This window comes from Pseudomonas sp. 2024-210, assembly GCF_045062345.1.
Classification (GTDB): Bacteria; Pseudomonadota; Gammaproteobacteria; order Pseudomonadales; family Pseudomonadaceae; genus Aquipseudomonas.
This window is the reverse complement of sequence record NZ_JBJGEJ010000006.1, coordinates 95,651-121,225: the sequence shown is the minus strand read 5'-3', so window position 1 is coordinate 121,225 and position 25,575 is coordinate 95,651. Positions and strand designations below refer to the sequence as shown.

The 25,575-nt window shown below is 55.6% G+C and carries 25 protein-coding genes and 1 pseudogene; 14 read left to right on the top strand and 12 right to left on the bottom strand.

All coding sequences use genetic code 11. The features are described from left to right. Window positions 1–214: 214 nt before the first annotated feature. Entirely contained in the window at window positions 215–1,063 is an 849-nt protein-coding gene (gene nadC / locus ACI7MX_RS11005) for a carboxylating nicotinate-nucleotide diphosphorylase (protein WP_314487125.1), read from the top strand. A 65-nt stretch (window positions 1,064–1,128) separates the two neighbouring features. Here nadC and ACI7MX_RS11000 read toward each other — a convergent pair whose 3' ends face one another. From ACI7MX_RS11000 to ACI7MX_RS10990, 3 genes are all read right to left on the bottom strand, one after another. Continuing rightward, window positions 1,129–1,620: a methylated-DNA--[protein]-cysteine S-methyltransferase gene (locus ACI7MX_RS11000; RefSeq protein ID WP_314487128.1), complete on the bottom strand. Its 492-nt coding sequence runs from the start codon at window positions 1,618–1,620 to the stop codon at window positions 1,129–1,131. Next, window positions 1,617–3,113, bottom strand: a complete 1,497-nt coding sequence (locus tag ACI7MX_RS10995) for an AlkA N-terminal domain-containing protein (protein ID WP_405586834.1) — start codon at window positions 3,111–3,113, stop codon at window positions 1,617–1,619. The genes ACI7MX_RS11000 and ACI7MX_RS10995 overlap by 4 nt, the downstream gene beginning before the upstream one ends. A 210-nt stretch (window positions 3,114–3,323) precedes the next feature. Then, window positions 3,324–3,731 (bottom strand): prepilin-type N-terminal cleavage/methylation domain-containing protein, encoded by a 408-nt coding sequence (locus ACI7MX_RS10990; protein ID WP_314487134.1) that lies wholly within the window; start codon window positions 3,729–3,731, stop codon window positions 3,324–3,326. 220 nt (window positions 3,732–3,951) lie between these two features. Between ACI7MX_RS10990 and ACI7MX_RS10985 the strand changes: the two genes are divergently transcribed. From ACI7MX_RS10985 to ACI7MX_RS10950, 8 genes are all read left to right on the top strand, one after another. Beyond that, window positions 3,952–5,169 carry a type II secretion system F family protein gene (locus ACI7MX_RS10985; RefSeq protein WP_405586838.1) on the top strand — a complete coding sequence of 406 codons (1,218 nt, stop codon included), beginning with the start codon at window positions 3,952–3,954 and terminating at the stop codon, window positions 5,167–5,169. A gap of 2 nt (window positions 5,170–5,171) precedes the next feature. After that, complete coding sequence (locus ACI7MX_RS10980) at window positions 5,172–6,032, top strand: prepilin peptidase (RefSeq protein WP_405586841.1); 861 nt, start codon at window positions 5,172–5,174, stop codon at window positions 6,030–6,032. Between the two features lies 1 nt (window position 6,033). Further along, window positions 6,034–6,657, top strand: a complete 624-nt coding sequence (coaE, locus tag ACI7MX_RS10975) for a dephospho-CoA kinase (protein ID WP_405586844.1) — start codon at window positions 6,034–6,036, stop codon at window positions 6,655–6,657. After that, complete coding sequence (gene yacG, locus ACI7MX_RS10970) at window positions 6,654–6,857, top strand: DNA gyrase inhibitor YacG (protein ID WP_314487148.1); 204 nt, start codon at window positions 6,654–6,656, stop codon at window positions 6,855–6,857. The genes coaE and yacG overlap by 4 nt, the downstream gene beginning before the upstream one ends. 80 nt (window positions 6,858–6,937) lie before the next feature. After that, entirely contained in the window at window positions 6,938–7,567 is a 630-nt protein-coding gene (locus ACI7MX_RS10965; RefSeq protein WP_314487151.1) for a DUF1780 domain-containing protein, read from the top strand. Further along, the gene (locus ACI7MX_RS10960; RefSeq protein WP_405586849.1) at window positions 7,564–8,091 is read left to right on the top strand and encodes an MOSC domain-containing protein; all 528 of its coding nucleotides are present in this window, start codon (window positions 7,564–7,566) and stop codon (window positions 8,089–8,091) included. The genes ACI7MX_RS10965 and ACI7MX_RS10960 overlap by 4 nt, the downstream gene beginning before the upstream one ends. Before the next feature lie 54 nt (window positions 8,092–8,145). Continuing rightward, window positions 8,146–8,319, top strand: coding sequence for a DUF3094 family protein (locus ACI7MX_RS10955; protein WP_122785821.1), 174 nt, complete (start codon window positions 8,146–8,148; stop codon window positions 8,317–8,319). Window positions 8,320–8,385: 66 nt separating this feature from the next. Further along, the gene (locus ACI7MX_RS10950; RefSeq protein WP_405586852.1) at window positions 8,386–9,687 is read left to right on the top strand and encodes an NAD(P)/FAD-dependent oxidoreductase; all 1,302 of its coding nucleotides are present in this window, start codon (window positions 8,386–8,388) and stop codon (window positions 9,685–9,687) included. A gap of 46 nt (window positions 9,688–9,733) precedes the next feature. Here ACI7MX_RS10950 and ACI7MX_RS10945 read toward each other — a convergent pair whose 3' ends face one another. After that, window positions 9,734–11,131, bottom strand: a complete 1,398-nt coding sequence (locus ACI7MX_RS10945) for a glutamate decarboxylase (RefSeq protein WP_314487163.1) — start codon at window positions 11,129–11,131, stop codon at window positions 9,734–9,736. Window positions 11,132–11,404: 273 nt separating this feature from the next. Between ACI7MX_RS10945 and glsA the strand changes: the two genes are divergently transcribed. The 5 genes and pseudogenes from glsA (at window position 11,405) to ACI7MX_RS10920 (ending at window position 16,270) form a co-directional block, all read left to right on the top strand. Next, window positions 11,405–12,256 carry a glutaminase A gene (gene glsA, locus ACI7MX_RS10940; protein WP_405587018.1) on the top strand — a complete coding sequence of 284 codons (852 nt, stop codon included), beginning with the start codon at window positions 11,405–11,407 and terminating at the stop codon, window positions 12,254–12,256. A 15-nt stretch (window positions 12,257–12,271) separates the two neighbouring features. Further along, on the top strand, window positions 12,272–13,858 hold the full coding sequence (locus ACI7MX_RS10935) for an amino acid permease (protein WP_405586856.1): 1,587 nt from the start codon (window positions 12,272–12,274) through the stop codon (window positions 13,856–13,858). 270 nt (window positions 13,859–14,128) lie between these two features. Then, window positions 14,129–15,409 (top strand): MFS transporter, encoded by a 1,281-nt coding sequence (locus ACI7MX_RS10930; protein WP_405586859.1) that lies wholly within the window; start codon window positions 14,129–14,131, stop codon window positions 15,407–15,409. 11 nt (window positions 15,410–15,420) lie between these two features. Beyond that, window positions 15,421–15,596 (top strand): annotated as a pseudogene (locus ACI7MX_RS10925) (ParA family protein); the annotation flags it as partial. Between the two features lie 401 nt (window positions 15,597–15,997). Beyond that, window positions 15,998–16,270, top strand: coding sequence for a DUF3077 domain-containing protein (locus ACI7MX_RS10920; protein WP_339408185.1), 273 nt, complete (start codon window positions 15,998–16,000; stop codon window positions 16,268–16,270). 129 nt (window positions 16,271–16,399) lie between these two features. On the opposite strand, the gene ACI7MX_RS10915 is transcribed toward ACI7MX_RS10920, so the two are convergent. The 8 genes from ACI7MX_RS10915 to ACI7MX_RS10880 are packed head-to-tail and all read right to left on the bottom strand — an operon-like array spanning window position 16,400 to window position 25,009. Beyond that, entirely contained in the window at window positions 16,400–17,503 is a 1,104-nt protein-coding gene (locus ACI7MX_RS10915) for a DegT/DnrJ/EryC1/StrS family aminotransferase (protein ID WP_405586862.1), read from the bottom strand. Further along, window positions 17,487–18,728: an MFS transporter gene (locus tag ACI7MX_RS10910; RefSeq protein WP_405586865.1), complete on the bottom strand. Its 1,242-nt coding sequence runs from the start codon at window positions 18,726–18,728 to the stop codon at window positions 17,487–17,489. Before ACI7MX_RS10910 ends, ACI7MX_RS10915 begins: the two co-directional genes overlap by 17 nt. Beyond that, window positions 18,725–20,989, bottom strand: coding sequence for a glycosyl hydrolase family 65 protein (locus ACI7MX_RS10905; RefSeq protein WP_405586868.1), 2,265 nt, complete (start codon window positions 20,987–20,989; stop codon window positions 18,725–18,727). Before ACI7MX_RS10905 ends, ACI7MX_RS10910 begins: the two co-directional genes overlap by 4 nt. Continuing rightward, window positions 20,983–22,029, bottom strand: a complete 1,047-nt coding sequence (locus tag ACI7MX_RS10900; protein ID WP_405586871.1) for an NAD-dependent epimerase/dehydratase family protein — start codon at window positions 22,027–22,029, stop codon at window positions 20,983–20,985. The genes ACI7MX_RS10905 and ACI7MX_RS10900 overlap by 7 nt, the downstream gene beginning before the upstream one ends. After that, a complete protein-coding gene (locus ACI7MX_RS10895) occupies window positions 22,022–22,699 on the bottom strand; it encodes a hypothetical protein (RefSeq protein ID WP_314487191.1) in 678 nt (225 codons plus the stop codon). Before ACI7MX_RS10895 ends, ACI7MX_RS10900 begins: the two co-directional genes overlap by 8 nt. A 13-nt stretch (window positions 22,700–22,712) precedes the next feature. Then, window positions 22,713–23,195 carry an adenylyltransferase/cytidyltransferase family protein gene (locus ACI7MX_RS10890; protein WP_314487194.1) on the bottom strand — a complete coding sequence of 161 codons (483 nt, stop codon included), beginning with the start codon at window positions 23,193–23,195 and terminating at the stop codon, window positions 22,713–22,715. A 7-nt stretch (window positions 23,196–23,202) separates the two neighbouring features. Next, window positions 23,203–23,706, bottom strand: a complete 504-nt coding sequence (locus ACI7MX_RS10885) for a GNAT family N-acetyltransferase (RefSeq protein ID WP_405586874.1) — start codon at window positions 23,704–23,706, stop codon at window positions 23,203–23,205. Further along, window positions 23,696–25,009: an aspartate aminotransferase family protein gene (locus ACI7MX_RS10880; RefSeq protein WP_405586877.1), complete on the bottom strand. Its 1,314-nt coding sequence runs from the start codon at window positions 25,007–25,009 to the stop codon at window positions 23,696–23,698. The genes ACI7MX_RS10885 and ACI7MX_RS10880 overlap by 11 nt, the downstream gene beginning before the upstream one ends. Window positions 25,010–25,575: the final 566 nt, after the last annotated feature.

Genomic DNA, 25,575 nt, shown 5'->3' with positions numbered 1-25,575 from the left:
GTCAAAGCTATGACGCCAAATAGAGGGCGAATTATCTTGTAAATCATGCCGCTTGTGCCAGCAGACTCTTCACTTCATGGCATGCGAGGATGAATTAAACCTCAAACTGCCAAAAATCGCACAATTGGAGCCGTTTACCCTTGGTGTCGCGCGCACCTTGGGTTCATTCCCGGCATGCCTCTATAATCGAAGCACTTTGTTTGTGGAGCTCGTTATGCCGAATTTACGTCTGGCCGACCTCACTGCCGAAATCGAAGCCAACGTGCGCCGTGCGTTAGCCGAAGACCTCGGCAGCGGCGACATCACTGCACAGCTGATCCCGGCCGAGCGCCTGGCAAAAGCCTCTATCATTACGCGCCAAGCGGCTGTCATCAGCGGAACAGCGTGGGTCGATACCGTGTTTCGTCAGCTGGACCCGCGTGTTGCAGTGCATTGGCAAGTGTCCGATGGCGAGCGGGTAACCCCTGACCAAATACTCTTTCACCTTGAGGGTCCGGCTCGCTCTCTGCTCAGCGGGGAACGCAGTGCCCTGAACTTTCTGCAACTGTTGTCGGGGGTGGCAACTCACGCGCAGTCGCTGGCCGATCAGGTTGCCGGAACTCAGGTTAAATTGCTCGACACCCGTAAAACCCTGCCGGGCCTGCGTCTTGCTCAGAAATACGCCGTGACCTGTGGCGGTTGCCACAATCACCGCATCGGCCTGTATGACGCCTTTTTAATCAAGGAAAACCACATTGCAGCCTGTGGCGGCATTGCTCAGGCCATCATTGCCGCGCACAAAATTGCACCGGGTAAACCCGTGGAAATCGAAGTAGAAAGCCTGTCTGAACTCAAGGAAGCGCTGGCGGCCGGGGCAGACATCATCATGCTCGACGAGTTGAGCATGGACGACATGCGCGAAGCCGTGCGACTTAACGCGGGCAAGGCCAAACTGGAAGCCAGCGGCGGTATCAACGAAGCCACCCTGCTCCCTATTGCCCAAACCGGCGTGGACTACATTTCGATTGGCGCCATGACCAAGGATGTCAAAGCGGTGGATTTGTCGATGAGATTGAGTGTGTAGCGGGGCTTCAGCGGCAAGTCACAAGCGGCAAGCTACACGTTGGTTTTACGCTTCTAGCTTGCCGCTTAAATCTTAAAGCTTGCCGCTGCTTCAAACCCCAACAACCATTGTTTGGCGGCCAGCCCGCCAGCAAACCCGGTCAAGCTGCCATTGCTGCCAATCACGCGATGGCAAGGAATGATGATCGGGATCGGGTTGCGTCCGTTGGCTGCGCCCACCGCCCGCGAGGCTTTGGGCCGATCAAGCTGTTGCGAAATCTGCCCGTAGCTGGCCGTCGTTCCATAAGGAATGGTCGTCAGCGCCTGCCATACCGACTGTTGGAAATCAGTGCCCTGGGGCTTGAGCAGCAGATCAAAAGCTTGCCGTTCTCCCGAGAAATACGCTTCGAGCTGGTGACGAACCTGCGCCAACTGTTGCGCTGAATGCACCCAGCCGTCTAACGGCTCGTGCGGGCGCTTCTCAAACTCGAAACGCACTTCACGCAGTCCTTCATCATCGGCAACCAAAAACAGAGGGCCGATAGGTGAAGGCATTTGATCGTAATAAATAAGGCTCATGCTCTTTCCTTGCGTGCTGCCGCCGAGTCTGTGGCAGCGCGCCATAAATACATGACGGAATAGGCCCGCCAGGGGCGCCAGCTTTCAGCCAGCGATTGCAACGCTTTTGTCGTCAAGGGTGCGCCGTGGGGGTTGGCCTCGCGCCGCAAAATCAAGTCTGCTGCGGGAAACGCATCCGGGTGTTTAAGCACGCGCATGGCGATGTAATGGGCCGTCCATGGGCCGATGCCCGGCAATTGCACCCACCGCTCAATAAATGTGGATAAAGGTTGCTCAAGGGCAAAATCCACACGCCCTTCGATCAGGGCACGCGCAATCCCTTTGATTGTATCGATACGCGCCTGAGTGATGCCCAGCTGTCCCAGATCCGCGTCGGCCATTTGTGCAGGGCCGGGAAACAACCTGTCAAGGTGGGTGCCGGCCGGGGACTCAATGACCCTGCCGAAGCGTTGCACAATGCGACTGGCCAAGGTACGCGCGGCGGCCACGCTGACTTGCTGGCCCAATACTGCCCGCACGGCCACTTCAAAACCGTCCCAACCGCCCGGCAGCCGCAGGCCCGGATAGCGGGCGATTATCGGCGCCAGCAGCGGGGAGGCGCTTAAGGTTTGATTAATCGCACGTGGGTCAGCGTCCAGATCGAACATCCTCCTAACCCGCGAGACCACGCCCAGCATGTGGTTGGGTGCCACATTTAACAGTTCCAATTGCAACGCATGCTGCTCACCGGGCCACGCACTGATCCTCAACCAACCGGGGGCATCGCCTGCATCAAAAACCCGTTGATAGCTGTGCTCATCCACCAGTTCAATGCCGGGTAACGCACGGTTCTTTAAAAAACCCAACAGCGCCTCGAAATCATAAGGCGGGCGGTAACTCAGGCGCAGTACCAACGCAGTGTCCGCCCGGGCTTTTGGGCTGCGTCTGAAGGCTCTGGGCTGCACGTGATTAGCCTCGGCAAAGGCTGCATTGAAACGCCGCAGGCTACCAAAACCTGAGGCCATAGCCACTTCAGTGATCGACAGAGGGGTTTCGGTCAATAGTTGTTTGGCGAAAAGCAATCGCTGAGTGGCATGCACCGCCATCGGGGGGGCGCCCAAATACTGGACGAACAACCTGCGCACTTGCCGGGCGCTGACGTGCAAGCGTTCAGCCAGCCTCTCCAGCGAGTGTTCGGCCAAAAAGCCTTCATTGATCAGTTTCAATGCTCGGGCTACTAAGTGCTCACCCTGCTGCCAGAAGGGATTACCCGGTGCCAGTTCCGGACGGCAACGCAAACAAGGACGAAAACCCTCGGCTTGAGCCGCCGCAGCGCTGGGGTAATACACCACGTTTACAGCTTTGGGCGCGCGCGCCGGACATACCGGCCGACAGTAGATGCGCGTACTCAGCACCGCTGTAAAAAACACCCCATCAAACCGCGAATCGCGGCTTAAACGCGCGATTTCGCAGGCGGCGGTGCTGGGTACGCAAAGACTGTCGGATGTGTTCATAGGCCGCACGATAGCACTGGCAATGGGTCAAATCTCGCCATTTTCGGACGTGTAAATACACGGCTTTAGTCGTGGAGAGTGGAACGAGGCTGCGACCAAGGACGACGTCCTCGTAAACCCAGCCAATGCGCTCCTCTTGGATTACCGAACTGAATGGCTTCACGACTGCTGCGCAGCCGATCGCAGCCTCGTGCCTCGTCAGCGGCAAGATTACTTGCACGCCCCTTTTTCCAGACACGTACCGCTTTGTGTCCATACAAGGGTGCTGCCCGATGCACTCAAAGCAGGCGTCAGCACGCTGGTCCAGCCACCCGCCGCCTGTGTGCCGGTCATGGTAATTACGCCATCAACCACGGTCATGCCTGCTGCCAGATTGTCCGTCGCATCGGCCGGACCAGGAATGCCATGACTCCCGGCATCGCATACCGCCAAATCATTGCTCTCGCTGTAGCACAGTGCTACCGCGGTTTTGTAGGTGTTGCTGATGGTGTTCACTTCCGCGAACCGGGCCTTCATCGTGTGCTCGGTGTAAGCCGGCAATGCAAAAGAGGCGATCAGGCCAATAATCGCTACCACAATCATCAATTCGATCAGGGTGAAGCCTTTTTGTTGTTTCACAAGTCATCTCCAAAATAAGGACGCGGCACTTTGGCCTTATGCCTTAGCCATTCTGAACCGCCAAAAATGGCGCACAGGCTATCAAGGTTAGCCCGCCGATGCTCCATAACCGCGCCGCTGACACCTTTAGACACGCTCCAATGGACAACCTGACAAGAACGGCACCTAGTCTTTTGGTTCAGCGCTCGCATGAGCTATCAGCGCCACAAGGACTAGCCGTATGCCTACACAACCCGTTAAGACCCGCCTGTATCGGTGGGAAGGCACAGATCTCACGGGGGCCAAAACCAAGGGGGAAATCAGCGCCGAAAGTCAGGCGATGATCCGCGTTCTGCTGCGCCGCCAAGGCATTACCGCAGGTAACATTCGACGTAAAACACATCGGGGGCGGTCCAGCGGTCAATCCATCAAGTCGTTGGATATCATGCTGTTCACCCGCCAACTGGCCTCATTGATCAAAGCAGGCATTCCACTGTTACAAGCCTTGGACGTTATCGCCGAAGGGGTTGAACTCCCGGCCATGCGCCAGCTGGTGAACGACCTTAAGCAGGACATCAGCGCAGGCACCAGCCTGGCCAATGCATTACGTAAACAACCGGCGCACTTCGACGCCCTTTTTTGCAATTTAATTGACGCGGGCGAACAGGCAGGCGCCTTGGATGTACTGCTGGAACGCATAGCCACCTATAAAGAAAAAACCCAGGCACTGAAAAAGAAGATGAAGAAGGCCATGACCTACCCTATCGCCGTCGTGATTGTGGCAGTGATGGTGTGCGCTATTTTACTACTCGAAGTCGTGCCGCAATTTGAACGTGTGTTCAGTTCGTTTGACGCTCAACTTCCCGCGCTCACCCTGTGGGTCATCGCGTTATCGCAGGTGCTTCAAGACTACGCACTGGGGTTACTGTCAGCGGTGTGCCTTGTGATTGCGGGCCTGGGTTATTGGCACAAACATTCCGAACCGCTGCGTCAAAGCATCGATAAATGGCTACTAAAAATGCCCGTTGTGGGTAACCTGCTGCACTTATCGGCCATTTCCCGCTTCGCCCGCACACTCGCAACAACCATTGGCGCCGGGGTGCCCTTGCTGGAGGCGCTGAATGCTGTCGCCGGCACCACGGGCAATAACGTTTATAAAGACGCCGTGCTACAGCTTAAACATCAGGTGGCCACGGGATCGCAGATCCATGTCGCCATGGCCGCTACCGGCGTATTTCCGGTCATGGCGATTCAGATGACAGCCATTGGCGAAGAATCCGGCACACTGGAAAGCATGCTTGACCATCTGGCCACCTATTATGAAAACGAGGTCGACACATTGACCGATAGCCTGACAACCTTGATGGAGCCAGCCATCATGCTGGTATTGGGCGTCATGGTAGGCGGTCTGGTAATCGCTATGTATCTACCCATATTCAAACTAGGCCAAGTAATTTGAGCATGATCGACTTGTTCACCCGTTATCCCGACCTCTTCGTTGCCAGCGCACTTGTACTTGGGCTGCTTGTCGGCAGTTTTCTCAATGTGCTGGTGTGGCGCCTGCCCCAGATGCTTGAGCAAGACTGGCAAGCGCAGGCTCGCGAGTTACTGTCTCTGCCCGTGCCTGACAAAGGCCCTGTGTATAACCTGATGCTGCCCCACTCTCATTGCCCGCACTGCCAGCACCGCTTGCGTGCATGGGAAAACATCCCGCTAATCAGTTACCTGTTCTTGCGCGGCAAGTGCTCTGCGTGCAAAAAAGCCATTAGCCCGTGTTACCCCCTGACCGAGCTGGGCTGTGGATTATTGTCAGCCTTTATCGCCTGGCATTTTGGCGTCAGTGCGCAAGCAGGCTGGATGCTCGGATTGACCTGGGGTTTGATCGCCATTTGCCTGATCGATCTGGAGCATATGATCGTTCCTGATGTGCTGGTGCTGCCCCTGCTGTGGCTGGGGTTGCTGGTTAACAGTTTCGATACCTTTACCAGCCTGTCGCAGGCGGTTTGGGGGGCAGCATTGGGCTATGCCTGCCTGTGGTCGATCTTTTGGGTCTTTAAACTGCTGACCGGCAAGGACGGTCTGGGCTATGGCGATTTCAAATTGCTGGCCATGATCGGCGCGTGGGGCGGCATCGTGGTATTACCGCTGACCCTCCTGCTTGCCTCACTTACGGGCGCAGTGGTGGGCGTGTGCATGCTGGCCTTGCGCCGAACGCAAACCTCGACTCAGATCCCCTTTGCCCCCTATCTGGCCATTGCTGGCTGGATTGCATTGCTCTGGGGTGATCAAATAACCACTTTCTATTGGCAGCTTTCGAGTTGATATGAATACCCCTTCTGCACAACCCTGGATTCTCGGCCTGACTGGCGGCATCGGCAGCGGCAAAAGTGCTGCTGCCGAGCATTTTGCGGCGTTGGGTGTCCACGTGGTTGATGCCGACCAGGCGGCGCGCTGGGTTGTTGAACCGGGGCGCCCGGCGCTGAGCAAAATTGCTGAACACTTCGGCGAGCACGTTCTGCAAGCCGATGGCCAGCTCAATCGCGGCGCGTTGCGCGCACTTATTTTTAGCGAACCTGAGCAACGTCGCTGGCTCGAAGCCCTTCTGCACCCGCTGATTCGTGAAGAAATCACTCACAATCTGGCACAGGCTCAATCGCCCTACGCCATTCTGGTTTCACCGCTATTGATCGAATCCGGGCAATACACCACGACTCAGCGAGTGCTGGTGATCGACGTGCCGCAGGCGTTGCAGATTCAGCGCACGCTTAAACGCGACAACACCAGCGAAGAACAGGTACACGCCATTCTCAAGGTACAAGCCAGCCGCGAAGATCGCCTTCGCCACGCTGACGACGTGCTCACCAATGACCGCGACCTGGAAGCGCTCAAGACAGAAGTCGAGCGCCTGCATCATTTTTATTTAACGTTGAGCGGAGGCCAACCATGACCAAACCTATGACCATAGACTGCCCGACTTGTGGCACTGCCGTGGAATGGAAGACCACCAACCCGTTCCGTCCATTTTGCTCCGACCGCTGTAAATTGATCGACTTGGGGGCATGGGCCAGCGAAGAACATAAGATTCCGGTAAGCCCGGACGCTGAGGATGATCTGTTCTCCGAGGACTTGCCTGAGCGACTGCACTAAACGAGGAGCTGGGCAACTGGTACAAGCCCGAACGTGTTTCGGGCTTTCAGTCACTCCTGTTTCAAGGCTAAGGTGCTTGCATGGACGATTCAGATTATCTGCGCCTGCTTACGATCCAGGCCGAACAAGCCAATGCTTTTCTATCCAATGCACGCAAATGGGAGCGTGAGCGCTGGGTATGCCAGCGCCTGCTCCAGGGGTTAAATGTTCCCTACCACACCGAAGATTTCACGCCCGCAAGCCAGGAACCCCCGGATGTCCTGTTTGGCGAAGCGCGCTTCGAAGTGTTTTTTGTGCTGGATGAAGGTCGACGCTTGAATGACGAATGGCGCGAAGAGCTCCAGCGCCGACGCAGTGCTTATTCCCTGAGCCAACTGGTGCGCCGTGAAGCGCGCCCCAAACGCATTCCTGCGAGCAAGCTGTTGCAACGTCTGGGACCCACCTTGCATAAAAAAGCCAAGAATTATTTAGAACGCGACATCGATCTGGGGCAGTTGGACATCATTGCCTTCTCCAGCCTCAAACGTGAAGTCCTGGACCTTAACAGCCACTTCCCACCGCCAACCGAATATTTGCGTATGGGTTGGCGCTCTTTATCGCTCGTAGGTCCGACCTTCGCCCGTGTGCTGTTCGCGCAACCGAATGCCCCGGATTTTTTGCGCAACAACCTGGGCCGCAGCATTATTTTTGATGTGGGTATCAGTCTGTGAGCCCTCTGCAAGAGTTGATTGCGAACGTCCCACAATCCGGGCTCGTGCGCTGGATTGGCGTGCGTCCCGAGTCTCGTGCCGAAATGCTGGTGCTGGATGCCGTCGAAGCTCGGCGCGAAGCCGGGCTGACCGGCGACCATGCACGACCCGGCGCTCGCAATGCCCGACAAGTGACACTCATTCAGTGGGAGCATCTGGCTGTGATCAACTCATTGCTGGGACGGGCAACAGATCAACCGGTTCTGGCGCAAGACTTGCGCCGCAATCTGGTGGTCAGCGGGATCAACCTGTTTAGCCTTAAAGGCCGACGCTTCAAGATTGGCCAGGCCGTTTTCGAAACCACGGGCTGGTGCCAGCCCTGCGCCCGGCTAGAGCAACGCCTGGGTGAGGGGACTTTTCAGGCGGTACGCGGCCACGTCGGTATCACGGCACGGGTAATTGAAAGTGGCATCATTCGTCTAGACGACCAAGTACGTGTCGAGCCGCTGGGCCCCAACGGCTATGCTTCATTTCATCCCGGTTGATCAAGGCTGTAGCGTTCACACCGCCTGCAACGTCTATCGGATGAGGCCTTAAATATGTCCAGCCGCCTGAACCCAGATGATCAAAAGCATGTCGAAGAGTACCTGCTGCTTCCTCAACATCAAGTTGAGCGCCGGCCTTTCAGGCCTTGGCTGCTCCTTGCTGTGGTGGTGATCGTGGTCATTGGCCTCGGCCTTTTGAGCCGCCTCCTGAGTTATCTGGCGCTATGAGCTGCTTAGCGCTCGCCCGGATGGCTCAGGCACAGAATTTTTTTTCAAGCCTTGTGAGTGATACCTATGTCCCATCGTATTGTTATTGTCGGCGGCGGCGCCGGCGGCCTGGAGTTGGCGACCCGCCTGGGCAAGACTCTGGGTAAGCGCGGCAAAGCCAGCGTCACGCTGGTCGACGCCAACCTGACCCACATCTGGAAGCCGTTGCTGCATGAAGTCGCCGCGGGCTCGCTGAACTCCTCTGAAGACGAGCTCAACTATGTCGCCCAAGCTAAATGGAACCACTTCGAGTTCCAGCTGGGGCGCATGAGCGGTCTGGACCGCGATGCTAAAAAGATCTCATTGTCGGCGACCCTCGACGAAAACGGCCAGGAGTTGGTGCCTGCGCGCGACTTGAGTTACGACACGCTGGTGATTGCCGTAGGGAGTACAACCAACGACTTCGGCACCCAGGGCGCAGCGGAGCACTGTTTGTTTCTCGACACCCGCAAACAGGCAGAGAAGTTTCATCAGCAACTGCTCAATCACTACCTGCGCGCGCACGCCGGGCAAACTGATGCCGTTGAGCAAATCAGCGTCGCTATTGTGGGTGCCGGGGCCACCGGAGTTGAACTGGCCGCCGAACTGCACAACGCCGCGCACGAGCTGGCGGCTTACGGGCTGGATAGGATCAAGCCGGAAAACATGCACATCACCCTGATCGAAGCCGGTCCACGGGTATTGCCTGCCCTGCCGGAACGTATTGGCGGGCCTGTGCATAAAACCCTGGAAAAGCTTGGTGTCAGGGTGCTGACTAACGCCGCCGTGAGCGAAGTGACTGCTGACAGCCTGATCACCAAGGATGGCCAAGTCATCCCTGCCAGCCTGAAAGTATGGGCGGCTGGCATTCGGGCACCGGGCTTTCTGAAAGACATTGCCGGGCTGGAAACCAACCGCATTAACCAATTGGTCGTGCGCCCTACCCTGCAAACGACGCACGACGACAACATTTTTGCCTTTGGCGACTGTGCGGCGTGCCCGCAACCGGGCAGCGACAAGATGGTCCCACCTCGCGCGCAAGCCGCTCACCAGCAAGCCTCGCTGCTGGCCAAGTCGTTGAAGCTGCGGCTGGAAGGTAAAACACAACTGCCGGACTACCACTACCGCGACTACGGCTCGCTGATTTCGCTGTCGAGTTTTTCGGCGGTGGGTAACTTGATGGGCAGTTTGATGGGAACCGTCATGCTGGAAGGCTGGTTAGCGCGAATGTTCTATATCTCGCTGTATCGCATGCACCAGATGGCGCTTTACGGGACGTTCCGCACGTTAATGCTGATGCTTGGCAGCAGAATCGGACGCGGCACCGAGCCGCGCCTGAAACTTCACTAAATAACCACCCGCTGCCCCGCGAGCAAGCGCTTGCGGGGCCCAGGGCCTAACGACCCGTGTGGTTACCTGCCTCACCCTCGCGCCCCTTGAAGCCATGAGGCTGGTGCTCATCGAAGAACTCAACTGCGCGCTTGAAGTCCGCCAACAGTAACTTGGCCATGTCGATCGACAGGCCCTGCTTGACCAAAATCCGCTGCACGACGACGTTTTCGACATGTGCAGGGAGGCTATACGCCGGTACCAGCCAACCGCGGGTACGCAGCCGATCCGCCAGATCATAGAGCGAATAACCCACTTTTGCGTCAGGCTTCAAACGCCATGTCAGCGCTGGAATGCCCAGCTGTGGATTACCGTCATAGAGCATTTCGAACGGGCCGATCTTGACCACTTCGCTGGACAAAAATTGTGCCGTCTCATAGCACGCCGAATGAATTCGCTCGTAACCTTCACGCCCCAAGCGCAAGAAATTGTAGTACTGCGCAATGATTTGTCCCGCCGGACGCGAGAAGTTCAAGGCGAAGGTTGGCATGTCCCCGCCCAGGTAATTCACGTGGAAGATCAAACCTTCAGGGAGCTCTTTGACGTCACGCCAGATCACCCAGCCTGCCCCCAGCGGTGCCAGGCCAAACTTGTGCCCCGAGGTGCTGATGGACTTGACGCGTGCGACACGGAAATCCCAAAGAACATCCGGGGCACAAAACGGAGCGAGCATCGCACCACTTGCACCGTCGACGTGAATATCAACGCTCAGGCCAGTGCGCTTGTCCAGATCATCCAGCGCATCCGAAAGCGGTTTTACCGTTTCATAGAGACCGGTGAAGGTCTGCCCAAACGTTGGTACTACCACAATCGTATTTTCATCAACACGCGACAGCATGTCTTCGGGCGTCATAAACCACTGACCTTCGGACATCGGCACTTCACGAATTTCGACATCCCAGTAACGGGCAAATTTGTGCCAGCAGACTTGTACCGGACCACAGACCATGTTCGGTGTGGACGTAGGCTTACCTGCCGCCTTGCGTACCGCACGCCAGCGCCACAGAGCAGCGAGACCGCCGAGCATGCAAGCCTCACTGGAGCCTACGGTTGAAGTGCCGATAGTGGTCGCCGCTTCCGGGGAATGCCATAGGTCCGCCAGCATGTGAATGCAACGGTTTTCCAGCTCGGCGGACTGAGGGTATTCGTCCTTGTCGATCATGTTTTTGTCGATCGACAGGTCCATCAGTTTGTGAACTTCATCCTCTTCCCACGTTTGGCAAAAGGTGGCGAGGTTCTGCCGAGAGTTGCCATCCAGATACAACTCATCATGAACCAACTGAAACACATCCTGAGGCGACTGCTCAGCCTCGGGGAACTGCTTGATCGCGGCGGTATGCGCCAGCGTAGAAGAACCAAATACCGGGTCAATGTCCTTATTGCTCTTGATACGGTGAAGGGCCATGTCTTCTCTCCTTGAGTATGGGTCAACCGGGGAGCCTGCCTTGATCAACTGCGGCTCGGGTCAAGCCCAGCCAGCATAGACAACCTTTTGGGGTCTGTTGTCCGATATTCGATCAGCGTAAATTTTCCGATCTATAGTCTTGTTTCTTCAACGTACTCACGGAGCGAGCACTATGAAACAACGACCCACCACCCTTAACAGCGAGGTCAAGCAGGCACTGACGATGCGCTCCAGCGGTATTCCGGCAACCATCACGGCAAAAACGCAAGTTACATTCCCTACCTGGCCTCAGTCCCTTCGAATCTGTTTGGCATCAGCATCATGTTTTGCGATGGCACGCATGCCGAAGTGGGCGACACCGATTACGCCTTCGCCATTGAGTCGATCTCCAAGGTTTTTACGCTGGCGCACGTGCTGGATGAAGTAGGCCCCCAAGTCTTGCGCAGCAAGATCGGCTGCGACCCGACCGGCGAAGCTTTTAACTCGGTGATTGCCGTGGAACTGCACAAGGGGCGCCCCCTTAACCCCTTCGTCAACGCCGGCGCGATGGCGACTGTGAGTCTGATCAAGGCCGAGACGGCGAAAGATCGCTGGGATCAGATTCAAACCACCTACAACGCTTTCGCAGGGCGCGAATTACCAGTCAACGAAGAAGTTTATCAATCGGAGGCCAGCACCAATCAGCACAACCGCGGCATTGCCTGGCTGTTGCAAAGCTATGGCTATATGCACGCCGACCCTATGCACGTGTGCGACGTCTACACCCGCCAATGCTCCGTTTCGATTACCTGCCATGACCTCGTGACCATGGGCGTGACACTGGCCAACGGCGGTGTGAACCCGATCACCGGCAAGCGCGCTGTGGCCGCTAAAAATGTGGCACCGATTCTTTCCGAGATGACCTTGAATGGCCTGTATGACACCACGGGCGACTGGTACTACAAAGTCGGCTTGCCGGGTAAAAGCGGGGTCGGTGGTGGGATTCTGGCCGTAGTGCCGGGCGTGTGCGCCATTGCCGCCTTTGCCCCGCCTCTGGATGTGGCGGGTAACAGCGTGCGCGGCCAGCTAGCCGCCGAGCACCTGAGCCGCACGCTTAATCTAAGCCTGCTGCACGAATTCGCGTAAAGGAGCGAGACATTTATGGCTACTTCCAGCAAAGCTAAAACATACATGTCGTGGCTCACCATCTGCTTCATGATGGTTGCCGCTGTTGCCAGCATCCGCTCCTTGCCAAGCATGGCGGTCTACGGCTTAGGCTCGGTGTTTCTGTACGTGATTCCGGCGCTGCTGTTCTTCATTCCGGTGTCACTGGTTGCTTCTGAACTGGGCACCGGTTGGAACGGCGGGATTTACGGCTGGGTGCGCCAAGCGTATGGCGACCGACCGGGCTTTTTCATCATGTGGTTCATGTGGGTACAAGTGGTCACCTGGTACCCCATCGTCCTGGGCTTTGGCGCCAGCACGCTGGCTTACCTGATCAATCCTGAGCTGGCCAAGAGCGGGGTTTTCACCACCGCGGTGATCATCGTCCTGTATTGGCTATCAACGTTCGTGGCGCTTAACGGGCTGACAGCCCTGTCGAAATTGACCTCCTGGTTCATGTTGCTGGGCACGGCCTTACCCGCTGCGCTCTTGGTGCTGCTCGGCGTGGCCTGGCTGGTACTGGGGCATAAATCGGCAACACCGCTGACGTGGGACGCGCTGATTCCAGCCATTTTCGACACCCACACCACAGTAAAAACGGGCGCTCATAATCTGCACCCGGACTTTTGGCAGGAATTTACCGGGGCCATCACCGGCCTGGTGCTGATCGTCAGCAACTTCCTGGCGTTCGCCGGTATTGAAATGAACGCTATTCACGCCCGTGAGCTGCGCAACCCGCAAAAAGAAATGCCGCGCGCAATCCTGTTGGCGTTCTTCATGATTCTGTTGGTGTTCATCCCGCCGACCGTGGCGATTTCGCTGGTGGTACCGGCGGATTCGACCAGCCTGACCGCGGGTGTGATTCAGGCGTACTCCGCCTTTTTCGAAGGCTTCGGCATACCCTGGGCAACGCCCATTCTGGCCATCCTGCTGATTATCGGTGCATTGGGCGGGGTGCTGGCCTGGACGGCCGGGCCATCAACAGGCCTGCTGTTCGTCGGTAAAGCCGGCATGCTTCCGCCCATCTTTCAGCAAGTGAACAAAAAGGGCGTGCAGAAAAACATCCTGTATTTACAGGCCATCATCGTCACTCTGCTTTCGACGATTTATATCTTTATCGACAACGTATCCGATGCCTTCTGGATGATCAGCGCCATGGCCGCGTTGATGTACCTGATCATTTACGTGTTCATGTTCCTGGCCGCCATGAAGTTGCGTAAAACTCAGCCCAACGTCAAACGCGGTTATGTGCTCAAAGGGCTACACGGCTGGTGCTATCTGGGACTGTTTTCGACCTGCGTGGCGCTGATCTTTGGCTTTATTCCACCGAACAGTTTCAGCAGCATGCCGTTCTTTGAATACGCGGGGATATTGCTGCTCGGGCTGATCATCGCGGGCATACCGCCCTTTATCTTCTATGCGGTGCGCAAACCTTCATGGCAGATGGTGCCCAAGGCAGAAGCCGATCAGTACTCAGCAGCACTGCAAGACTTGCAAGATGCAGACGACAAGGCTGCTGCAGCGACGGCCGCAAGCAACGGCACGACGTCATCGACCCCTCCTCCCGCGCCAGCGGCAACCTAAAACGCCTGTGGTCCTGCCCAGGGCAGTGACCACAGACTGGGTTTAACGCAGGTATAAAAAAGCGTCCCAACGGACGCTTTTTTTATGAGTAACGCGAATACGGATCTTGATAGAGCCATTTTTTATCAAGCTTTTCAGAACAAACCATGCATTACCCGCATACAAAAAAAGATACTTTTTAATCAAGACAGGCTCTTTGGCTAAGTTAAGCTCGGACGCATTTTGCTGTGCAATACACACAATTTTTACTCCACACGGGTCTCTTCCATCATGAGCAATCAGGGTACAGGTTCATGCATCAAGGCCAATAAAGAGATCAAGCACACGTTTTTGTACCTGTATTTAACCATCTTCATCCCCTTTGGCCTTGGGCATTTTGTGTCCTACCTGTTTCGCACAGTCAACGCGTTGATCTATGTGGACCTTGAAAGAGAACTGAACCTGCCCGCCAGTAGCCTGGGCTTGCTGACCGGCGTTTACTTTCTGACCTTTGCGGCGGCGCAAATCCCGCTCGGCGTCCTGCTCGACCGCTACGGGCCGCGAAGCGTGCAGGCCCCCATGCTGCTGTTTGCTGTAGCAGGCTCGCTGATTTTCAGCGTTTCCCATACCGAGCTGGGTCTGATTATCGGTCGCGGTCTGATTGGCCTGGGTGTCGCCGGCTCGCTTATGAGTGCGATCAAGGCGTGCGCCATCTGGCTGCCCGTCGAACGCCTGCCCCTGAGTACCGCGTGCCTGTTATCCGTAGGCGGTCTTGGCGCCATGGCGTCCACTACGCCACTGCATGAACTGCTCAAGTGGGTGTCATGGCGAGAAGCATTTCTGATGCTGGCGCTGCTGACGTTGTTCGTCTGCGTGATCATCCATATCAGCGTGCCGCGCACTTATAAGCCCAACCCTACAACGCTCGCCGAAATGTCAAAGGCCGTAGGAAGGCTTTACTCCTCGTGGGTATTTTGGCGATTGGCGCTGTATTCAGTGTGTGCACATGCGATCTACATGTCAGTGCTATCACTGTGGATGGGACCGTGGCTACGTGATGTCGCCCAGTTGAGTGAGTCCAGCATGGCCAATACATTGCTCTGGGGAACCGTGGCGATGGTTGCAGGCTCTCTGGCATTCGGCTCGATCACCGACTACCTGCGCCGCTTCGGCGTACAGCCGATCATGGTGTGCGGGTTCGGGATTTTTATTTTTATCGTTTTTCAATCGCTGATGATCAGCGGGCTGCCGATATCGCCCCTGATGATTGCAACGGGTTTCAGTTTCTTTGGTACGTCCACCACCATGAACTACGCGATCGTAGCGCAGTCGGTGTCGCCTGAATTAGCCGGACGAGTTAGCTCGTCGTTCAACCTGGTGGTGTTCGTGCTTGCCTTTGTTCTGCAATGGACAATGGGGGAAATTCTGAACCTGTGGCCAGCAAGTGGGCAAGGACACCCCGTGGAGGCTTATCGGTGGTCGCTGGGAATAATGATCGCGTTACAAGTGCCGGGAATGTTGTTATGGCTGAGTTTTAAGCCATGGAAACTGAAAACAATAGCGGTTCAATGAGAACTGTGCCCTTAGCCATATTTAACGACATCAATGACCCGCTCATCAATGACTGCTCCATGCACCTGACGGCCGCCTGCGTCTTGCCAATCTGATGCCGTCATTCAAGAATCATTTCGTCCTGATATTGATTGATACTCAAGGGGCACGCTCGGCCATGCTGGAGATAGTCGCTCTGGCTTCGGATCAGCAAATGCTCGACGGCTAGCTGCACGCGAGCACGCGGTTGCACTTTAATTACCCCAGCGTTACCCTTCCGACGTCGCTGCTCATCAGCGAACGGGTTTAGCGGCCCGATAAACAATAGGCGCACAGGCGCCCCCATTACGATTGCAGGCGCTTTTTTTGCGTCAGCTTCTTCGTTATGGCGGCTGTGCGTGGGAGACCTTCGGGTCTGCCGGGTTCCTATTGTCCCGGTCCGCTAACCTGCGCACAGCTGCCACCCTAATTCGTTTAGCGGCGAACCGTGGTAGCTCCTCAACAATAGGAGTAATGCCAGATGCACGCTCTCAATCCGTTCAAAAAATGCCTGAAGCGTACTGTCGACCTGCCCAACGCCCTAGAGCTCGATGTGAAACGAGGTGACCTATGAACGTCTCCCCGTTGATCAAAACCGTTGGCGGCGCCACCTTTGGCGCCTGCAACGCAGAGAACCAGCGCCTGTTCAGCGTCATTGCCGGCATCTCGGGCGAAGAAGCCCTACAACACGCCTCATTACTGTTGAACTGTGTCAACCGGCTCTCTTATCTGGGCGCCATGGACGATGGCCACGAAACCATGCGTTGGGCGTCGCACTACCTCAGCGAGATGGCGAAGGCGATCATTGATGACGTGACCCTGGGGCTGCAAGACGTTCCCTAGCGGTGCGGGCTTGGTTCAAAAAACCGTGGGCAACCCAATCGCTACACTTCACGGTCACTAAGGCCAGTGCCCGAGCTGGCGCCAGCCCTGGCACCCCGACGCCAATCACCACACATTCGATATCGACGTTCAGCCCCCGCCCCTGCCGTCAAACTGCGTGATCAGCGTGGCGACCTTCTCCACATCTCCATCCGATAAATGATGATGACAAGGAAGTGTCAGCATTTGTCGGGACAGACGTTCGGTCGTGGGCAACACTGTGTGCGCCTGACTGCTGGACCAGGCTTTTTGCCAATGAATGGGCACCGGATAATGAATGGCCGTTTGAACACCATTCTGAGCCAGAAACGCCTGCAGCCCGTTACGGTTGGCAGACTGCACGACATAGTGATAGTAGGAGCTTCCAGGCTTGCCGCCCCCCAAGTCTGCTCCCGTTCGGGTTGCGCTCAGGGCTTGATCATAGAACGCGGCGATTTCCATGCGTCGTTTCAGCCACTGATCCAGATACTGCGCTTTGACATTGAGCGCTGCCGCCTGCAACGCGTCGAGTCGCGAGTTAATACCAAACCGGACCGATTCGTTACGTGTTTCCAAGCCATGATTGCGCGCGATACGCGCGTATTCGGCAATCTTCGGATCGCGGGTGACCAGCATCCCGCCATCCCCCAGGCCTCCAAGTGTCTTCAGGGGGTGCATTGAAAAGGCTGACGCATGACCGCGAGTTCCAACTTGCCGGCCGTCAATCGTGGTGCCTATCGCCTGTGCGCAATCCTCAATAACGGCCACTCCACGAGAGCGACACGCGTCGATGATTGCATCAATATCCAGCGGACGTCCGCGCAGGTAGACAGGAATGACGGCTTTGGTCCGATCACTCAGAAGGGGTGCAAGGGTGTAGACGTTCATCAGCTCATCATGACCCACGTCCGCCAGGACCGGCCGGGCACCGGCAGAAACAATTGCCCCGACGGTGGCAACAAAGGTGTTGCTGCAGGTGATCACCTCGTCACCGGGGCCAATCTCAAGCGCACGCAACGCCAGAAACAACGCATCCGTGCCTGAGTTGAGGGAGACGGCGTGCGCCCCGCCGCATCGACCCGACATCCAGGCTTCGAACGCCAGAACCTCATCGCCCAGAATAAAGTCGCCCGATTGCAGTAATTCCTGCCAGCGCGCAAAGATCTGACCCGAGAGATCCTGAGCCTGTTCCTGTACGTTATTGCACTTGATCATGACGCGCACTCCTTGGCATGAACAGGAGGGCAGTCAGGGCAATCAGCAGTATTGCGACCGCACTGACGACGGCGGTGAGCGTCAGGGTCTGGGAGTAGCCGATCATCCCGCCGACCACACCGCTGCCCATATAAATAAAGGGGTGCGCGCCGCTGGTGACGACGGTATCAACCGCCACGACTTTGCCCAGATCCTTCTCCGGGGAAAGTGTCTGCATGGCGGTTGCCCAGCCCGTAAGCCAGGAGGCTTCGACGATACCGACGAATGTCGCCCCCAGAATAGCCATCCATGCCAACGTACCCAGCCCGAGCAACGCCATGGCTCCCGCCAGAAACAGCCCGCAAATGACCGCAAGCCTCACCAGTCGCTCATGCCCCGAAGCCAGCACGGTGATGACCGAGCCGACACAAGCGCCGAACCCCGACGCTGCCAGGCAATAACCCCACATGTCTTCGCTGAAGCGATGACTGATCGCGTAAGGTGCAACCACCAGAAAAATCGGAAAACACAAAACGTTCAGCAACAGCGTCGCGGCAAATCCCAGCAACAGCGTCGCGTTATTGATAACCACAGTGACGCCATTGAGCGCTTCACGCAGCGAGAACTCTTCGTCTGATTCATGATGGCCGACATTCGGCAACTGAGCGGTGAAAATTGCAGCGCAGAAGAAGGTCAGGCCATCGATCAATATCCCCCAGACCGGCTCCCACAGAATGATGAACACGCCCAGCGTGGCCGGGAACAGAATAGCGACCAGATTATCAATGAAGTTCATCGCTCCGTTGCCTGCCACCAGTGCTTGTTTGGGCAGCAGATTGACCAGCAGAACCTGAGCGCATGGCCGTGAAACACCGATGCCGATACCGAAGATCAGATAGGCGAGCACCAACAAACCCCAAGGCGCCCCTGTCATGAGCAACGCAACGACGGCAAGTTGCGCCAATCCTCTGGCCGTATCGGTATAAATGAGCACCTGTCGAGGCGACTTTCGATCCGCCAGCATCCCCCCGGCCAGAGCACCGATCACCGTTCCGACGCCCACTGCGGCCATGACGAAGCCAAACACATCCCCTCCTAAACCTTCTCGAATAAGCGCTATCGGCAGCGCAGCCAGACAAATCGCATCGCCAGCCATCGACAGGCCCTGGCCGATGAGCAGCTTGCGAAAAGGCAAGACACTCAGCGCTTCGTTATAGGGTGAGAAGCGATCCTTGATAGGCATCATGGGCGCTCCTCCTGGATGCCTATTTGCCCATCCTGCCTGCGCACGGTCGCCAACTGTCGATCGCCCTGGCGGATTTCCAGTTCACCGTCACCGAGTACGGAAACCCGTAGTCGCTGGCCTCGGAACTGCAGGGTGAAATGGTAGGCATCCCACTGTGCGGGCAACCTCGGGCGGAAGGCCAGTTGGCCCGATCCGATATCAAGTCCCGACAGCCCTTCCACCAATCCCTGCCAGGCTCCGGCATAGGCAGAAAGATGCAGCCCATTGCTGTACTCGACGACCGGAGTGAAATCCAGGTTGTATCGGGTGGCACGGGCAATGAAATCGGCGCTGATTTGCGTCATGCCCAGATGCGCAGCAACGACAGCATGCGGGCCGTAACTCAACGACGACTCATGTACCGTACGCGGTTCGTAATAATCAAACGCTACACGCTTCACAACCTCTGGAAAATCGTCGGGAAACATCGCCATTAACAATATGATGTCGGCCTGCTTGATCAGCTGCGAATCAAAGTTCTGCAGTTTCTCCGCACTTTCCCGCTCGGTCTCGTCGGCGAACTGAGGCCCGCGCTTTTTGTTGATACGCAGCCGAGTGTCCGGCAATGCGGCATAACCTTCGAACTCTTCAGGAATGGACACCCCGCCCACCGTGATCCAGGGGAGGTAGACATTGTCGGCTATCAATTGCAAGCGCCTGCGCTCGGCTTCCGGCAGTCCTGGAAAGCGCGGCCGGTCGCACAGCGAAAGCGCTAACCGGATACACCACCGCAGCATGTAATTGGTAAAGAAGCTGTTGTCCACATGGTAGTGATACTCGTCTGGCCCCATGACCGAGTTCACCACATACGCCTGTTTGACCTCGGACCACTGGAGCACCGACGCGGCAAATCGAGCGCTTTCAATCAGCATCTCGAAGCCGCGAGACACCATGAATGTGTCGTCACCGGTCACTTTCCAGTAGTGGTTCACCGCATAGCAAACGTCTGCCGAAATGTGCAAAACCTCATCGACACTCCACTCTCGTCGAATGCTCTGATCAGGATAGGAGAGCACATAATGCGGACCATTTTCCCGTCCCAGGTCGTTGGATGCTTCCGGAAAACGCGCTCCGGAAAAGCCGCTGGCACGGGCAAACTCCAGCGCTCTTTGCAGGGAGTTGTAGCGATAGTCGATCAGCGCTTTGGCGACGTCCGGCTCGTTCCAAATCCAGAACATGCACTTGTGCAATTCGGTGTCGAAAAAGGTCGCGCCAGAGTGGTAAGTGCTGGTCAGGCCTCGGGCCGGCGAGAGCGTACCATTGGCCCTGTTCACCGTTCCCAAGCCATGTTGCAGCAACTGAAATACCGCGTACTTCATGCCTAGATCAGTGCGCCCCTGCGCTGTCTGGACAGTGACTTCATGCTCGCTCCAGATCCTGGACCATAGACTCAGGTGACCATTCTGGATCCCGGCAACATCGAAATCGCAGAAACGCGCGTCAGGTGTATTGCCCTCGCCATCAACCCCGACCCGCCAATGCGTAGCAAGCCGATGCTGACTGACCGTAGCAAAGTCCAAGGTTACTGAAGCAACACACCCCTCTTGCTTCTGGCGCCATGTAACGACAGAACGTGCAGGTGAGTCGATCTGTTCGATGCGCACGTTATAGCGCAGCCGCTGTTCTGCCGTATGGACGATTACACTGAAAGACGCTTGATCGAGAGTGCTTTGCCCGAAGTCGTAATGCCGGGCTGTCAGCCAGTCACAAGCCCCCAGGTATTCGTTCAAAGCACTGCCGTCCACACCGTAATCAAGCCGCAATCGGTGTGAACCGGTAGCAGCGCCAACGCGTTTCAAACTGACCTGTGTCGACACCCCGCAATCATCAGGGGCATCAATGAACTGACTTACCGTCAGCTCATACATCACTTCCCCCAGTTGAAACTGCTCGCAACTGCTGACCGTCGCCTGATCCAGCGCCAACACCACCGTAGGATCATCGCTTAGAGGCTCGAGAGGTTCGCCGGTGTCGACATCATAAAGCCGCAGGATTGCCGGCGCTGGCAAGGAAATGATTTCCCGCGAAACGCCAACGCCGGCCGCATAGGCACCCGCCATCAGCAACTGCGTGCGCCGGGTGCGTGGCGATGCTTTGGGCATGTGCGGGCGCACGCCTATTGAAGGATTGGCCAGCGTCGCCACGCACGCTGCAAAGGACGACGAGCTCAATTCGATCCCGATGATATCCTCGCAATAGTCTCCATAAGAAATGGTCAACACGACGCACCTCCTGGCGCCTGATACGACCAGTCGTTGTGCAGCATGTTGCGCACGTTGTGATAGCGGATATCCGATAACACATCGCTACTGTCGTTGAAGTGTCCTGACTGCCACTGCTCGCAGAGCTCCACGATAGCGTCCCTGATCGAGTAGATGAATTCGAAACCCAGAGTCTGCTGTACCCGCCGGGAATCCAGACGATAGGATCGAACATCATCACTGAGGGTCGTGGTGATAGGCACGTTGACAAGGAAGTAACGATCAACGATCTCTTTCACCTGATCGGCAATATCGCTCACCGTATGGTTCTCGTACCCGACATTGATTGCAGTGCCGCAAACCTCGCCTAGAGATTCACGTTCGACGAGCACCGTATACAACCGGGTAAGATCGCCGATATGAACATTGGGACGATACTGACTACCGCCAAACACCCTAATTTCACCGCGTGCCAGCGCACTGACGGTAAGGATGTTGACAGTCAGATCCAGGCGCTGGCGGGGAGACCACCCGCATACCGTTGCGGCTCGAACCGCAACGGTTTCAAAAGCTGAATCGGTGAGTTCGAACAGTATTTTCTCTCCATCAGCCTTGAATCGGTTGTAGTCGGTAATAGGCACGCAGGGTTGACGCTCATCGACTAAGGGTTCCGCATTGATGCCGTAGACACTCGCTGACGATGCATAGATAAAACGCCGGCAACCCAGACGCTTAGCGCTACACATAAGATGCGGCAGGCAATCGATATTTATTGATTGCCCAAGCTCAGGGGCCGAATTGAAACTTGGGTCGTTTGCCACAGCGGCAAGATGCACAACGGTTTCGACTCCCTTAAGCGACTGTTCTACGAGTAACGGATCGCGGATATCACCCTTGATGAACTCCAGAGCGGGATGGTTCATCAGACCTTCGAGCCCGTTGGCGAAATACAACGCATCCAGCACCCGGACCTTGTAACCGGCAGCCAGCAGTTTGGGCACCAGACGCGAGCCGATGTAGCCCGCGCCACCTGTAACAAGAACAGTCGAATTCTTAATCATGGCTATTCCTTCCCTGTGGCTTGTTCTCCAGAGTGAATTCATCAAGCGATGACAGTATTGAAGCGCGAGGATGAACAGCCATGGGTTCAAGATGATGACGGCGGATCTGCCAGGCACGGAGTCCCAGGTCGCATGCCAGATCAGTCACATAGGGGCTGTCATCAATAAGATGAACACCCTGCGGATCGTGGTTGCCAATGAGTTGTTGAACCAATGCTTGGCGCGTCTGATACGACGCCTGCCGGGTAATGGATACCTTCGTGTTACGCAGCACATTCGAGCGATCCAGAGCCGCCTCAAACAACTGCGGCGCATTCAGAGAAGCCGTATAGAACCTCACCGGCTGCGCTGAATATTCAATGCGCTCCAGCAATCGCAATGCATCATCGAACAGATCGGTGCCGGGCGAGAGCCTCAAAAATTCCTTCTGTTTATAGGCTGCCAGTTGGTCAGCACTGAACGATCCGACCTTTGCACCGCCGACATCATCGTTGGTCAGCTCCAGCAGTCGTGAAGCGCCTTCCATGCGTGGGCGGCCGGCAATGTGCTCAATGTATTGCTGCCGCGTCAGTTGTTTTCCTGAAAACTCATGGGCTGCATTGCACCAGGCTTCGAAATGCGGTGTATCAATCATTGTTCCGTCGAGATCAATCAGCAAAAGTTTCGACATGGTTGATTACCCGTCACCTGTTCGTGGACATGACCAGCCTGGCGATTCTGGAAGTCGAGTCGAATATCTTGTCGTCCGTGAGAATCATCCGCCCACCTGCACGTTCAACCAGTTCCCGCTCCGCCTGAAGTCTGGCATCCGATCCATCAATGTAATCCGCACCCTTGAAGTACAGATTGGGACGCAGCGTCTTGATCACGAATTCAGCAGTTGGCGTATGGTTGACAATGACGTGATCGCAATAACGGATGGAAGCCAGAAGCTCCGCGCGTTTCTGATCGGGAAACACCGGTCGATCCGCACCTTTGTTGACGTACTGGTCTGCTGTGACCGATATGAATAGTCGATCAACCATCGTACTGGCCCGCTGCAGATGATGAATATGCCCAGGATGAACAATGTCGAAACAGCCGTGACAAAGCCCGATGGTCAAACCTTTTACGCGGCAATAAACAGCCTCATCCTGCAATGCAGTCATGTCATTTAAAACGCCCATAATGAATTCAGCCCTTTGAGATAAGAGATTTAGCCATGATGTTCAAGTGTTCAAAATCACCCCAATAATCGGGAAGCTGTCCGACGATTTGAAAGCCATTGCGTAAATGAAAGCGGTAGGCGGCCCGTTCTCTGTCTATATTGCCGATATCCAGACACAGCCAGGTTTTCCCATGTTCCAAGGCATATTCTTCAATTTCGGCATATAACAACGAAGCGACACCATATCGACGATATTCACTATCAACGATTAACCAGTCTGCCCATAAGACATGCTTTGACGGGATGAGGCCTGCGGCGCAGCCCATCGTCCCGATCACCCTGTCGCCAAGAGCGGCGACAAAGCGGGCGCCCTCATAATTTGGTTCATCAAGTTCATTCGCAAATTGCTGTCCGGCAGACTCAGAAAGATCCTCCCCAGAGGCAATCTGGGCGACCAATAACAGGACTGCCGGCATGTCAGCCTTTGTGAATTGGCGAATATAAATATCCTGAACCAGTTCATTTTTCATGGAATTGAATCCTCTTGAGTGCCGAGTCCAGCCGTTCACAAGCATCCGCTATCATTTCTGGCGTGTGCGATGCACTCAGGGTTACAGGCTCTGGACAATAAGCAAGCGGCATCAAGAAGCCGTACAAGTTGTACTTGCGGGACAGCAGGTCAAATAACTTCTGGGCAAACTCGATCGGGTAGAAACCTTCTATCTCCTTCATTGTGCGGGGACGCTCGTAAGCTCCGATGTGGACGCCGACTCGACCGCCATAACCATCGATATGACAGGGTATCCGGTGCTGATCGAACACTTCCCTTAGTCCCGATTTCAAGCGAGACTCAAGCATGGCTATATGCTGATGTACCCGCCCGTCCTGCAGGTGATCAATGGCGGCAAGCGCGGCGGACACGGAAAGGTATCGGCCCGTGTTGGTCCCGCTGATCTGTAGCGGGCCACGCGGCGAGATAACGTCCATATACTCGGCTTTGCCGGCAATTCCAGCGATCGGCATTCCGCAGCCAAACGCCTTGCCGAACGCGGCTATGTCGGGAATGACACCGAAATCCTTCTGCGCACCACCGATGTTTGCACGAAACCCGGTCAGCACTTCGTCGAAGATTAATAGCGCACCATGCTGAGTCGCCAGCGACCGCAAATTTTGCAGAAACCCCTCGTCCGGTTTGATGCAACCGATGTTTAAGGCGACAGGCTCCAAAATCACGCCTGCCACATCGTCCTTGTACTTTTCAAACGCATTCTCCAGCGCTTCAAGATCGTTCCATGAAACCGCTACCGTTAACTTTCCGAACTCGCCCGGAATACCAACGGTGCCTGACAAACGCTCCAGCTCACCCCCCGCCAATACATCTGCGGAGCGCGGCGAAGAATCCACGTTCCAGGTCAGAGAGTCATTGAGCCCATGAAAATGGCCTTCAAATTTTATGATGATGCGTCTGCCGGTAACGGCACGAGCAATACGTGTTGCATACATGGTGGCTTCCAGGCCGGAATTCACCAGTCGCAACTTTTCGGCGCAAGGTACGGCTGCACAAAATTTTTCGCTCAATAGACGATGTTCATCGGTTTCATATTGCTGGAGAAAACCTCGCTCCAATGCTTTGACAATAGAACTTTTGATAACGGGGCTATCGTGTCCCAACAGACAAGAGCCCCAACCCATAATGTAATCATCGCACCATTCGCCCGACGACAATTGAATACGCGCACCCGCAGTATTCTGCACATTTATCGGCCCAACTACTGACAAGTGATTCCATCCTGACAGCACATTGCCAACACGTGTTTCTCTTATATAGCTCATGACTATTGATACTCATGTTATGAACTTTAGAGTGTCTTAATATTCAGTCCCGCCCTTACTGAGAAAATGGTGCAACAACTAAAAATACAACTGCTAACAAACGTATAACCCAGCAAACAGTAGACTGCTCGGAGTTAAGAAAACTTCCAATCAAACGCAAAAAGTATTGAAACATGCATTGGAGTTTTATGGAGTAAAGTCCTGATACTGCGCGCCACAAAAAGGGCAAATTGAATGAGTGGAGAGGTCTTCTCCGAAAATAACGATCGGCACTATAGGGTAATGGCGATGTGAGCAATCAGTGTGATTTATCTCGACCACGTTATCAGCCCTCTTTGAAGAAGTCCGCTCTGGCAAGCCAATATATCTTCTAATGAGGCCAGGCCAAAAACGAGCACCCTGTTTTAGGTTTGAGATGCGCTCTATAAACTCCCTATAAAACTGGCACTTAAAGTTCTATTCGTAAACCACGAAAGCATACTTTCGACCAAAATAGTCAAAACCTACAAACTTGCCAGATATTTCCTACATATCAATTTTTATTTCTGTTCACGCCTCGTTCAGAG